The following is a 12,673-nucleotide window of genomic DNA, read 5'->3' on the forward strand; positions in this document are numbered from 1 at the left end:
TCGGCCGGAAAGTATCGGAGCGCGGCGCGCCTCCGGCACGCGAACGCCCGGCCGCGTCCCCGCGGCCGGGCGTGTCCGTTGCCGGATCGCGGAGCGGCGCCGGCGGGGCGCCCGCTCCGCGGCGCGTCAGCTCATGAACTGGCCGCCGTTGGCCGAGATCGTCGAGCCGGTGACGAAGCCCGCGTCGTCGGAGGCGAGGAAGGCCACGCAGCGCGCGATCTCCTCGGGCTCGCCGAGGCGGCCGACGGGGATCTGGGCGATGATCGATTCGCGCACCTTCTCGGGCACCGCCATCACCATGTCGGTGCCGATGTAGCCCGGGCAGACCGTGTTCACGGTGATGCCGGCGCGCGCGCCCTCCTGCGCCAGCGCCTTGGTGAAGCCCAGGTCGCCGGCCTTGGCGGCCGAGTAGTTGGCCTGGCCCGCCTGGCCCTTCTGGCCGTTGATCGAAGAGATGTTGATCACCCGGCCGAACTTGCGCTCGCGCATGCCGGGCCAGACCTGGTGGGTCATGTTGAACAGGCCCGTCAGGTTGGTGTCGATCACCGCCTTCCACATGTCGGGCGTCATGCGGTGGAACATGCCGTCGCGGGTGATGCCGGCGTTGTTGACCAGCACGTCGACGGGGCCGAGGTCGGCCTCGATCTTCTCGATCCCCGCCTTGCAGTCGTCGTAGTCGGCCACCGACCATTTGTAGACCGGGATCCCGGTCTCCTTCTTGAACGCCTCGGCCGCCTCGTCGTTGCCGGCGTAGTTCGCCGCAACCGAGTAGCCCGCCGCCTTCAGCGCGATCGAGATCGCCGCGCCGATGCCGCGGCTGCCGCCGGTGACCACCGCCACACGTGCCATGGGATTTTCCTCCAGTCCGTCCTGTCCATCCGCGGCGGTCTGCGCCGACGCGGAACCCGGGCGTATCCCGGGGCGCTCGCCCCGCCCGACGCTTCGGCCGCCGGGGCGCTCACCTAGACCCCAATGCGCAACATTCTTCAAGGCGCAGGGGATGAAAGCGCAGGAATATTTCGCCGCACGCAGCGCTGCGGCGCTCCTGCCTCAGTAGCGTCCCAGCCGCGCCGCGCCGGTGGCCAGCGCCTTGCCGTCGGGGCCCAGAGCCGTGAGCTCGGCCGAATAGATGTTGCCCCGCCGGTTCGAGCAGGGGCCGATGTAGCCCGGCTGGTCGAAGACGCCGGTGGCGCGCGTGTCCTTCACGACCCGCGCCCCCTCGACGCCCAGCGCACGGACGCCGCCGGGGACCGAAGCGAGCGTCGCCGTCGCGCCCCCGTCATGGGCGTAGCCGATCACGCCGTGGCCGCCGTCGTAGGACAGGGGCCGGTAGCTCTCGTCGTTGAACTCGACCTGGATCTCGGCCGTGCCCTCGGGGATGCCCGAGACGACCATCGCGGGCGTCGCGCCCCGCCCGCCCTGCTGGGTGCAGATGCCGGCTTCCGGCACCGCGCCGCCGGTCCAGGCGGGGTCGGCGAAGGCGACCTCCAGCTTCGGCAGCGCGGCGGTGGCGTCGTTCGCGCCCTGGCACCCTGCGAGCAGCATCAGGCCCGCGCCCGCGGCGATGAGTTTCCCCGTCTTCATGTCCCCTCCCGGTCATGTCGTCTCTGGATCGTGGCGGCGCGCCGCGCGGGGGAGGCTCCCTCCCCCCGCGCGGCCGCCTGTTCAGGTCGTGGAGCTCAGTCCCGCTCGACGCAGACCGCGACGCCCATGCCGCCGCCGATGCACAGCGTGGCGAGGCCCTTCTTCACGCCGCGCTTCTCCATCTCGTAGAGCAGCGTGGTCAGGACCCGGGCGCCCGAGGCGCCGATCGGGTGGCCGATGGCGATCGCGCCGCCGTTGACGTTCACGATCGAGGGATCCCAGCCCATGTCCTTGTTCACGGCGCAGGCCTGGGCGGCGAACGCCTCGTTGGCCTCGATCAGCTCCAGGTCCTCGACCTTCCAGCCGGCCTTGGCCAGCGCCTTGCGCGAGGCGTGGACCGGGCCCATGCCCATGATCTTGGGATCGAGGCCGGCGGTCGCGTAGCCCGCGATCCGCGCCAGCGGCTTCACGCCCTTGGAGGAGGCCGCGGCCGCCTTCATCAGCACGATCGCCGCCGCGCCGTCGTTGATGCCGCTCGCGTTCGCCGCCGTCACCGAGCCGTCCTTCTTGAAGGCCGGGCGCAGCTTGCTCATCGCCTCCATCGAGGCGCCGTGGCGGATGTACTCGTCGGCGTCGACCACCACCTCGCCCTTGCGGGTCTTGATGGTGACGGGCGTGATCTCGTCGGCGAAGCGGCCGGCCTTCTGCGCCGCCTCGGCCTTGTTCTGCGAGGCGACGGCGAACTCGTCCTGCATGTCGCGGCTGATCTGCCAGCCCTCGGCCACGTTCTCGGCGGTGATGCCCATGTGGTAGCCGTTGAAGGCGTCCCAGAGCCCGTCCTTGATCATCAGATCGACGAACTGCATGTCGCCCATCTTCTTGCCCGAGCGCAGGTGGGCGGCGTGGGGGGAGAGGCTCATGCTCTCCTGCCCGCCGGCCACCACCACGTCGGCGTCGCCCAGGAGGATGTGCTGCGCGCCCAGCGCCACCGTGCGCAGGCCCGAGCCGCAGACCTGGTTGACGACCCAGGCCGCGCTCTCCTGCGGGAGGCCGGCGGCGATATGGGCCTGGCGGGCGGGGTTCATGCCCTGTCCGGCGGTCAGCACCTGGCCCAGGATGGTCTCGGAGACCTCCGAGGCCTCGACCCCGGCGCGCGACAGCGCCGCCTTGATGGCCGTCGCGCCCAGCTCATGAGCGGGAACGTCGGCGAAGGCGCCGTTGAAGGCGCCCACGGCCGTGCGGGCCGCGCCCGCGATCACCACGTCCGTCATAGAAGTCTTCCTCCGCGTCTGGGTCCGCGCCGAGGCGCGGGCCGGATGTCCGGGCTTGCGCGCGCCCAGGGCGCGGCGAACCCGCCGATCTCTTGTTGCAGCGCAACATATCCGCGCGCGCCGAGAAGTCGACCTTGCGATTGACGCTGCGGCGACTTGCCCGCTCGGTTTCCCTCGCAACGTAGTGCCTCGGGCGCGGCCGCGAAAGCGTCGTGGCATGGGGCGCCCCCACGGAACCGCCTTGCCGGCGCGGGCTGGCCCCGACCTCAGTCCTCTTCGAGGAAGCGGGCGAGCGGGGCCCAGACGTCGGCCTCCGCGCGCGAGCCGATGATCATGCCCACATGACCGGTGCGCGGGCGGCGCAGGCGGGCGCCGGGGATGGCGCGGGGCAGCGCCTCGGCGCAACCGGGCGGGGCGATCCGGTCGGAGGGGGCGCAGAAGGCCAGCGTCGGGGCCTCGACCGCCTCGGGCACCACCGGCTCGGCGTCCAGGATCCACTCGCCCGTCGCGGTGCGGTTGCGCATGTACCAGTCGACCGCAATCTCGGCCGCAGCCGGGGCGGCCAGCGTCACCCCGTCGTTCAGCCAGTCCTCGGTCGCCACGAACAGCTCGGCCGACAGCCCCTCCGGCTGACGGGCGAAGCGGCGAAACTTGCGCAGCGCCAGCGTCGGGTCGAGCGCGGCGAACAGCGTCTGCAGGGCGTCCACCGGCACCGCGCCCAGCGCCTCGCCCACCGCCAGCACCCGCGCCCGGACCGAGGCCGCATCCTCGCGCGCGGCCAGCGAGGCGATCACCTCTCCAAGCCCCTGCAGGCGCGAGAAATCCCAGGGCGAGCCGATCAGCGCCAGCCGTCCGCACAGATCCGGCCGCCGGGCCGCGAGCGCGGTCGCGAAGGCGCCCCCCATGCAATAGCCGAGCTGCGCCGGCGGGCCCTGCCCGGCCTCCTTCGCCAGCGCCGCGGCCGCCTCCGCCGCCGGCAGCATCCGGGCGCGGAAATAGTCGGAGAGGTCGAACCGCGCCTCCCCCGGTCCCGGCAGCCCCCAGTCGAGCAGCAGCGGCCGCATGCCCTGCGTCGCAAGCCAGCGCATCAGCGAGCGGGCGGGATGCAGGTCGAGGATATAGGCGCGGTTGACGAGCGAGGGCGTGGCCACCACCACCGGCCCCCGGGCGCCCGGGGCCCCATAGTCCAGAAGCCGCGCGGCGCCGTCGCTCCACACCACGGGCGGATCGGGCAGCGTGCGGCGCAGGGGATGGGCCTGGTAGCGCTCGATCCCCTCGATCATCTCGCGCAGGCGACGGCCGGCCTCGGCCGCGACGGCGAAGGGGGCCGCGTCGCCGGCCTCGGACAGGCCCTTGCCCGAGGCGCGCCCCTCGGGCCGCAGCTCAGGCATCCAGGGAAAGCGCGCGTCCTCGGCCAGCGCCTGCAGCGAGATCGCCTGGCTGTAGTTCGCCGCCGCCGCCGCGAGGTGCATCAGCAGGGGCGAGGGGTGGCCGCGTCGGTCGGGGGGGGCGGACGATTCGGCCTCGGGCGGCCGCGTCGTCTCAGCGTCCGAAGCCGGGGAAGCCCGGCAGGACCTGCGGCCCGAGGCGCGAGACTTCCGACTGGTTCGCGTCCCACACGTCAAGATAGCGCGACGCCGCGCGATCCGGAGCCCCGCCCGTCGCGTCCTGCGCCGCGCGCCCCTGCCCCGCGTGCGGCCCCGTGCGGTGGGCCTGCGGGCCTGCGCCATCGCCGTCCATCTCCCTGCGCGCCACGGTCGACTCCCAACCTCCGAGCGCGATCAGCCTAGCGGGCGCGCGCCACGGCCACAACGCGCCGCGGCGCCGAACCGCGGGCGCCGCGACGCCGAAGCGCAACCGCTGGGCGCGGCCGCAGGTTCACGCAGCGGATGACACGACTTGCGCAACGCTCGCGCCAGGCGTGCGGAAACGACTCCGGGACCGGCGGGCCGGTCGTCGCCATTCCCGCTTCGCGCCTGCGGAAATGGCGTTTGCGGCGCCGCGCCAAGCGCGATAGGGTCGCGCACTATTCATGCGCCGGTCTGCAGGACTCTCCACCGACGGAGACCGCGGCGACGGCGGAGCGGGAGGGTTGCGGTTTGGCGAAAGACATGCCGAAGGGCGACACGCCGATCACCATCAAGAAATACGCCAACCGGCGTCTCTACAACACGGCCAAGAGCAGCTACGTCACGCTCGATCACCTGGCCCAGATGGTGCGCGACGGGCAGGACTTCGTCGTCTACGACGCCAAGACCGGAGATGACATCACCCGTTCGGTGCTGACCCAGATCATCTTCGAGGAAGAGGCGAAGGGGCAGAACATGCTGCCGATCAGCTTCCTGCGGCAGCTGATCCGGCTTTACGGCGACACGCTGCAGGGCGTGGTTCCGGGGTATCTGGAGGCCTCGATGGAGACCTTCACCCGCAACCAGGAGCAGCTTCGCGAGCAGGTGACCGCGGCGTTCGGCGCCAATCCGGCGCTGTCCAACTTCGAGACGATGGCCAAGTCGAACATGGAGTTCTTCGAGAACGCCATGCGGATGTTCGCGCCCTTTGCGGCCGGGCGCCCCGGCGACGCGCCCAAACCGCCCCAGGCGCCGGTCGAGCCGCCGGTGCCGCGCACGACCGGCGACCTCGCCTCGCTCAAGGAGCAGCTCGAGGCGATGCAGGAGCGGCTCGACGCGCTGGCCCGCGACAAGGGCGAGTAGGACGGCCGGGCGCCCGCCCGGTTCGGAGTCTGGCGGGCGGGCCCTCGGGCTCGCCCGGTGTCGTTCCGGAGCCGCGGGCGTGCTCCGACCTGCCTTCAAGGAGCCGGCGGCGGGCCTCTGCCCGTCCGAAAGGCCGGCCGGCGATTTAGCGTCAGCCTGTGGCGAATCCCCTCTCACAGCGCCTCCCCCCTTGCGAACGCGGGTTTCGGCGGCCGCGAGGGGGCCCGCACTCAGGCTGCCGCGGCCGGCCGACGTGTCGCCCGGCCTGGCGAGTCGACCCCTAGACCCGACCGGCCATCAGGCGGCCTCGCAGACCGGTTCGCCGGTCAGGCGGCCCTGCAGGGCGTCGACCCCCAGCGAGGCGAGGCGGCGGGCGTCGGGGCGCCGCTCGACCCCCTCGGCGACCGTCAGCGCCTCGAAATCGGCGGCGAGCGCCACGGCTTCGGCCACGCGGGCGTCGTCGTCGCACAGGCTCGCGTCCAGCTTCAGGATGTCGGGGCGCAGCGCCCGCGCGGTCTCGGCGTCCGCGTGACCGGCCCCGAAATCGTCGAGCGCGAACGACGCGCCGCGAGCCGCGATCCGGTCGCGGAAGACCAGCGCCGCGGCGGGATCGGCGCGCGCGGTCTCGGTCAGTTCGACGATCAGGCGGCGCGCGACGTCGGCGTCGGCCTCGGCGGCCGCATCCAGCAGCAGGCCCCAGCGGCGGTCGCCCACCGTCGTCGCCGACACGTTCACCGAAATCCTCGCGCCTCGGTCCCGGCGCAGCAGGCCCAGCGCCAGCGCCAGCGCCGCGCGGTCCAGCGCCGGGGCCAGGCCCTGACGCTCCAGCGTCTCGGCGAAGCGGGCGGCCGACAGCAGGGCGCCGTCCGGCGTCTCGACCCGCGCCAGCGCCTCGTGGAAGCACAAAAGGTCGGGACGGAGCGCCGGGCGCACCGGCTGCAGCGCCAGCCGCAGGCGCCCCGCGCTGAGCGCAGCGGCGGCCACCGCCGCGTCGCGAGCCGGATCGGGCGCCGGCTGAGCGGCCATCGCCTCGCCCGAACCCTTGCCCGTGTGTCGCGGCGTTCCACGGCCCCGCGGGTCACGTCGCCGCCCCCCGGCCGGCGGCCTTCCGGGCGCGCCGTCGCGATGTCGATCCGCCATTCCGGATCCTCCCCTGCCCGGCCGTCGCATGCCCCAGCGTGTTCTGGCGGCCGGCTGAATCATGTTCTACTTTTGTCCCGATTCGAGTCAAGCGGGAGTTCGCCTTATGGTTGATCGCTGCCCCTGGTGCGGGACCGACCCGCTCTATGTCGCCTATCACGACACCGAATGGGGCGTGCCGGAACGCGACGGCCGCGCCCTCTACGAAAAGCTGATGCTGGACGGGTTCCAGGCCGGGCTCGCCTGGATCACCATCCTGCGCAAGCGCGACGCCTTCCGCGCCCGTTTCGAGGGATTCGAGCCCCACCGCCTGGCCCGCTGGGGCGAGGCCGAGGTGACCGCCGCCCTCGCCGACGCCGGCATCGTGCGCCACCGGGGCAAGATCGAGGCCGCCATCGGCAACGCCCGCGCCTGGCTGGACATCGAGGCCGACCAGGGGTTCTCGCGCTTCCTGTGGGACTATGTCGACGGCCGCCCCCTGCAGAACGACTTCGCCTCGATGGGCGAGGTGCCGGCCGAGACCCCCCTCTCGCGCGAGGTCTCCAAGGCCCTGAAGGCGAAGGGCTTCCGCTTCTGCGGACCGACCATCGTCTACGCCTTCATGCAGGCGACGGGTCTGGTGAACGACCACCTGACCGACTGCCCCCGTCACAAGGCCGTGGCCGCGATGGGCTGAGGCGGTTTCGCCCCTTCGCCCGCCGCGCGCGGGTGCTATCGTGCCCGCCAAGGACAGGAGGGGCCCCATGGACGCCTATTTCGACATCGACGTCTACTCGCGCACGGTCTCGACGACCTCGGCCGAGGCGCAGCTGTGGTTCGACCGGGGCCTCGTGTGGACCTACGGCTACAGCCACGAGGAGGCGGCCGAGTGCTTCCGCAAGGCGCTGGCCGCCGACCCCGACTGCGCGATGGCCTGGTGGGGCCTCGCCTACGCGCTGGGCCCCAACTACAACATGCCCTGGGCGAAGATGGACGCCACGATGCGCGCCGCCCGCTTGGCCGAGGCCCATGACGCGACGCAGCGGGCGCTGGCCCTGCGCGGCGGCCTGACCCCGCCCGAGCGCGCCCTGGTCGAGGCTCTGCCCGCCCGCTATCCCCGGCGCGAGCCGCCCCACGGGGACCCGCAGCCGGACCTGCGCCCCTGGAACGACGCCTTCGCCGAGGCGATGCGCGCGGCCCACGCCGCCCTGCCCGACGACCTGGAAATCACGACGGTCTTCGTCGAGGCGATCATGAACCGCACGCCCTGGAAGATGTGGGATCTCGCCTCGGGCGAGCCGGCCCCGCGCTCCGGCGCGCTCGAGGCGCAGGCGGTGCTGGAGCGCGCCTTCGACGCGCAGCCCGAAGCCTGGGCGCATCCGGGCGCCCTGCACCTCTATGTTCACCTGATGGAGATGTCGGCGACCCCCGAGCGCGCCCTCAAGCAGGGCGACCGGCTGCGCGAGCTGGTTCCCGACGCCGGCCACCTGATCCACATGCCGACCCATATCGACGTGCTGTGCGGTCACTATCGCGACGTGCTGCACTGGAACCTGAAGGCGATCGAGCGGGATCGGCTGTATTACGAGCGGCTCGGCCCCTACAACATCTACGCCGGCTACCGGCTGCACAATTACCACTTCGCCATCTACGGGGCGATGTTCCTGGGCCAGATGCAGCCCGCGCTCGACGCCTGCGCCGAGATGGTCGCGATCACGCCGTCAGACCTGCTCGACATCCCCTCGCCGCCGATGGCCGACTATTTCGAGAGCTATCTCGGGATGCGCCCCCACATCCTGGTCCGCTTCGGCCGCTGGGCCGAGATCGTCGCCGAGCCGATGCCCGAGGATCCCGACACCTGGCGCAACCTCACCGCCCTGTGGCGCTACGCCAAGGGCGTGGCCCACGCGGCGCTGGGCGAGGTCGCGGCGGCCGAACGCGAGCAGGCGCTGTTCGTCGAGGCCAAGGCCCGGGTTCCCGCCTCGCGCCTGCTGCACAACAACCGCTGCGTCGACCTGCTGGCGATCGCCGAGGCGATGCTGGAGGGCGAGATCGAGTATCGCAAAGGCAACTACGACGCCGCCTTCGCCGCCCTGCGCCTGTCGGTGGAGCGGGACGACTCGCTGCCCTACGACGAGCCCTGGGGCTGGATGCAGCCCGCCCGCCACGCGCTGGGCGCCCTGCTGCTGGAGCAGGGCCGGGTCGAGGAGGCCGAGGCCGCCTACCGCGAGGACCTGGGCCTGGGCCGCAGGCTCAGCCGCGCCTGCGTGCATCCCGACAACGTCTGGAGCCTGCGCGGACTGATGCAGTGCCTCGAGGCGCGCGGGGCCGCCGACACCGCCGAGGGCCTCCTGATCCGCCAGCGTCTGGACCTCGCCGCGGCCAGGGCCGACGTGCCGGTCAACGCCTCGTGCTTCTGCGCCCGCGCGGCGGCCTGAACGCGGCGGCGGTCCGTCTGCGCGGCGGCGGTCCGTCTGCGCGGCGGAAAAGGTTGCGGCGCGCGACGCCGTAAGGTCAAAATTCCCCCTGTCGGCGAGTGCCGGACCTGCCATATCGCGAGAGAGGGGTTTTTCGCCGTGACGCACGGATTTTTCGCCGCCGCCGGGCGCGTCTCGCGGCTTCGCCCGGCGCTGCTCGCGCTGCTGGCCGCCGCACTGCTTCTGGCCGCGCCCGCCGGCCCCCGCGCCCAGGACGCCGAGGAGGCCCCCGCGGTCCCCGCCGCGGTGCTGGCGCCCGACGTTCCGCTCGAGACGCTGGTGCTGCGCCTGCTGCCGCTGACCGAGGCCGAGCTCGCCGCCGCCGCCGCCACCTGGCAGACCCAGGTCCAGGCCAAGACCGCCGAGGCTTCGGAGGCCCAGATCGCCGTGGTCGAGGGCGCCGACCCCGAGACCGTGCGCCTCTCGGAGCTGAAGGCCGAGCGCAAGGCCCTGTTCGACCGCTACGCCGCGGTCATCGACGCCTGGGAAAAGAAGGGCGGCGACCCCGACGCGATCCAGAAGCTGCGCGACTACCGCACCGCGATCCTGGTCGACGAGACCCGGACCGCCACCCCCGAGATGCTGGCCCGCGAGGCGCTGGACTGGCTGCTGGCCGCCGACGGCGGGCTCGAGGTCGCCAAGGACGTGGCGGTGATCGTCGCCGCCTTCGCGGCGCTGGTGATCGTGGCCCGCTTCGTGCGCGGGCTGGTGCGGCGCTGGATCGGGCGGGTGCCGAACCTCTCGAAGCTGATGCAGGCCTTCATCGTGGTGGCGATGTACTGGGTGGTGATGGCCATCGGCCTGATGGTGGTGCTCTCGGCGCTGGGGGTCGACATCTCGCCGGTCTTCGCGCTGATCGGCGGCGCCTCCTTCATCCTGGCCTTCGCGCTGCAGAGCACGCTGGGCAACCTCGCCGCCGGCCTGATGATCATGATCAACCGTCCCTTCGACGAGGGCGACTACGTCGACGTCGGCGGGGTGGCGGGCACGGTGCGCTCGGTCTCGATCATGTCGACGACGGTGGTCACGCCCGACAACCAGGTGATCGTGATCCCCAACTCCAACGTCTGGGGCAACGTGATCACCAACGTCACCATCTCGCCGACCCGGCGCGTGGACCTGACCTTCGGCATCGCCTACGAGGATTCGATCGAGAAGGCGCAGGGCGTGCTCGAGCGGGTGGTCGCCGCCCATCCCCTGGTGATGGACGAGCCCGCCCCGGTGATCCGGGTGGGGGCGCTGGGCGCGAGCTCGGTCGACTTCATCGTCCGGCCCTGGGTGAAGGGGGCCGACTACTGGACCGTCTACTGGGACCTGACCCGCCAGGTGAAGGAGGCGTTCGACGCCGCCGGCATCTCGATTCCCTATCCCCAGCAGGACCTGCATGTGAAGAGCGCCGCCGCCCCGGCCGCGGTCCCCGGCATGATCTCGCCCCCCTCGCAACGCAAGGGCGCTCTGACCGACGCCCCCGCCGAGGACGGCGACGCCGAAACCACCTGACGCCCCGCCCCGCCCCGGGGCCGGGTCCGGCCCGGCCCCGGGGACCGCGCGGAATGCCCTCGTGCGCCGGCTCGTCTGGCGGCGCCCTCCCCCGCATCCCGGGGCGGGGGGCCGGAGCCGGGCGAAGGCGCGGGCGGGAAGGACTGAAGCGGGGCGGCGGCCTCGCTGCGCCGGCCTTGCGGACATGGTCGCCCGCGCGGCTGTCTAGGGGACGCGCCGCCGGCCGCGCCTAGATCCACACCACCAGGATCGAGACCCAGGCCGCGGCCGCCGAGGCCAGCAGGACCGGCCAGCCGGTGCGGGGACAGTCGGCGAAGCGATAGCCTCCCAGGCCCAGCGCCAGCGTGTTGTTGTGGTGGCCGAAGGGCGTCAGGAAATCCAGCGAGGCGCCGACCGCGAGCGCGATCAGGAACGCCTCGGGCGGGGTCTGCGCGACATGGGCGAGCTCGACCGCGACGGGCGCCAGCGCGACCACCAGCGCGGCGTTGTTGACCAGCGGCGTCAGCGCGATCGCCAGCAGCAGCATCGCCCCGATCGAGAGGGCCGGCGTCGCCGGCGGCAGGAGCGCGGCGATCCCGCCCGCAAGGCTCGCCGCGGCGCCGGTGGCCGCGATCGCCTCGCCCAGCGGGATCATCGCGGCGAGCATCACGATCACCCCCCAGTCGAGCGCGGCGAGCCCCGCGCGCAGCCGCAACGCCCCGCCCAGCGCCAGCGCCAGGGCGACGGCGCCGAACACCGCCGCGGGCTCGGCCAGCCCGAACCCCGTCGCAAGCACGCCCAGCGCGAAGGCGGCCAGCGGCCAGAGCGGCGGCAGGGGGCCGACCTCGGCCTCCTCGGCGGCCAGCAGCGGCGCGTCGAGGTCGCGCAGCGCCCGGCGCAGGGCCTCAGGCGGCCCCTCGAGGTGCAGGACGTCGCCCACCGCCAGGCGCAGATCGGCAAGCCACCCCTCCAGCCGGCGCGGACGCTGGCCGAGGCCGACCGCGACCAGCCGCGCGCCCGCATCCTCGACAAAGGCGAGCGCCCCGACGGGCGAGCCGACCAGCGGCGAGGCGGGCGAGATCACCGCCCGCACCGGCTCGGAGCCGCGCGCGGGGGGCGGGAGGGCGAGGGCCGCGTCCCCCTCGGCCAGCAGCCGGTCGAGGCGCTCGAAGTCCGTCTCGACCAGGAGCACGTCCCCCGGCTCGATCGCGGTGCGCGGCCACAGGGGCGAGAGCGCGCGGCCCTCGCGGCGCAGGGCCCGGACCTCGAAGCGCGCGGCCAGCTCGCCCAGCGTGCGGCCGGCGAGCGCCGAGCCCGGGGGCGCGGTCAGCTCGGCGGCGACGGGGCGGTCCGCGGTTTCGGCCGGGGCGTCAGCCTCGTCGTCGAGCGCCCGCGGCGCCCAGAGCAGCAGCGCCGCGAGCCCCGCCAGCGCCGCCGGCACGCCCACCCAGGCGAAGTCGAGAAAGCCGAAGCCGGTTCCCGTGGCCGCGGCCAGCGCGTCGCTCGCCAGCAGGTTGGGCGGGGTGCCGATCAGCGTGCACAGCCCGCCCAGGAGGGTTGCGTAGGAGAGCGGGATCAGGATCGCCCGCGGCGTCGAGCGGGCCCGGCGCGCGGCGGCATGGGCCACCGGCAGCATCAGCGCGAAGGCCCCCACGTTGTTCATCGCGCTCGAGAGCGCGGCGGCCAGCGCCACCAGCCCCGCCCGCGCCCGCGAGGGCCCCTCGAGCCGCGCCAGCAGCCGGTCGGCCAGCGCCTCGAGCAGGCGCGCGCGGGAGAGGACGCGCACGATCAGCAGGATCTCGACCACCGTGACCACCGCCGGGTTGGCGAACCCCGAGAACAGGCGGTCGAGCGGCACCAGCCCGAGGCCCGCGCCGAGCGCCAGCCCCGTCAGCGCCACGAGCTCGATCCGGAAGCGCCCCGAGGCGAAGGCCGCCAGCAGCCCGCCGAGCAGGCACAGGATCGCGATCTGGTCGGAAGTCATCGGGGGGGCCTCGGCCGCGCCGGCCCGGGTCCGGGACGGTCCGGGAGA

Annotated in this window: 10 protein-coding genes; 4 read left to right on the top strand and 6 right to left on the bottom strand. The window is 73.4% G+C overall.

All coding sequences use genetic code 11. The features are described from left to right. Positions 1 to 126: 126 nt before the first annotated feature. The 4 genes from AAC134_RS04505 to AAC134_RS04520 form a co-directional block, all read right to left on the bottom strand. A complete protein-coding gene (locus AAC134_RS04505; protein WP_339947861.1) occupies positions 127 to 849 on the bottom strand; it encodes a beta-ketoacyl-ACP reductase in 723 nt (240 codons plus the stop codon). A gap of 201 nt (positions 850 to 1,050) precedes the next feature. Next, on the bottom strand, positions 1,051 to 1,584 hold the full coding sequence (locus tag AAC134_RS04510; RefSeq protein WP_339947862.1) for a hypothetical protein: 534 nt from the start codon (positions 1,582 to 1,584) through the stop codon (positions 1,051 to 1,053). 95 nt (positions 1,585 to 1,679) lie between these two features. Next, entirely contained in the window at positions 1,680 to 2,855 is a 1,176-nt protein-coding gene (locus AAC134_RS04515; protein WP_339947863.1) for an acetyl-CoA C-acetyltransferase, read from the bottom strand. Between the two features lie 266 nt (positions 2,856 to 3,121). Then, positions 3,122 to 4,327 (bottom strand): alpha/beta fold hydrolase, encoded by a 1,206-nt coding sequence (locus AAC134_RS04520; RefSeq protein ID WP_339947864.1) that lies wholly within the window; start codon positions 4,325 to 4,327, stop codon positions 3,122 to 3,124. Between the two features lie 639 nt (positions 4,328 to 4,966). Here AAC134_RS04520 and phaR point away from each other — a divergent pair. Then, positions 4,967 to 5,566, top strand: coding sequence for a polyhydroxyalkanoate synthesis repressor PhaR (gene phaR / locus AAC134_RS04525; protein WP_339947865.1), 600 nt, complete (start codon positions 4,967 to 4,969; stop codon positions 5,564 to 5,566). 297 nt (positions 5,567 to 5,863) lie between these two features. Here the strand turns inward: phaR and AAC134_RS04530 are convergent, their stop codons facing one another. After that, entirely contained in the window at positions 5,864 to 6,592 is a 729-nt protein-coding gene (locus tag AAC134_RS04530) for an EAL domain-containing protein (protein WP_339947866.1), read from the bottom strand. Positions 6,593 to 6,812: 220 nt separating this feature from the next. Between AAC134_RS04530 and AAC134_RS04535 the strand changes: the two genes are divergently transcribed. From AAC134_RS04535 to AAC134_RS04545, 3 genes are all read left to right on the top strand, one after another. Then, entirely contained in the window at positions 6,813 to 7,382 is a 570-nt protein-coding gene (locus AAC134_RS04535) for a DNA-3-methyladenine glycosylase I (RefSeq protein WP_339947867.1), read from the top strand. 67 nt (positions 7,383 to 7,449) lie between these two features. Beyond that, positions 7,450 to 9,123, top strand: a complete 1,674-nt coding sequence (locus AAC134_RS04540) for a hypothetical protein (RefSeq protein ID WP_339947868.1) — start codon at positions 7,450 to 7,452, stop codon at positions 9,121 to 9,123. Positions 9,124 to 9,261: 138 nt separating this feature from the next. After that, a complete protein-coding gene (locus AAC134_RS04545) occupies positions 9,262 to 10,662 on the top strand; it encodes a mechanosensitive ion channel family protein (RefSeq protein ID WP_339947869.1) in 1,401 nt (466 codons plus the stop codon). Between the two features lie 229 nt (positions 10,663 to 10,891). Here AAC134_RS04545 and AAC134_RS04550 read toward each other — a convergent pair whose 3' ends face one another. Then, complete coding sequence (locus tag AAC134_RS04550) at positions 10,892 to 12,625, bottom strand: SLC13 family permease (protein ID WP_339947870.1); 1,734 nt, start codon at positions 12,623 to 12,625, stop codon at positions 10,892 to 10,894. Positions 12,626 to 12,673: the final 48 nt, after the last annotated feature.

It is taken from the genome of uncultured Albimonas sp., from assembly GCF_963977235.1.
Taxonomy (GTDB): domain Bacteria; phylum Pseudomonadota; class Alphaproteobacteria; order Rhodobacterales; family Rhodobacteraceae; genus Albimonas.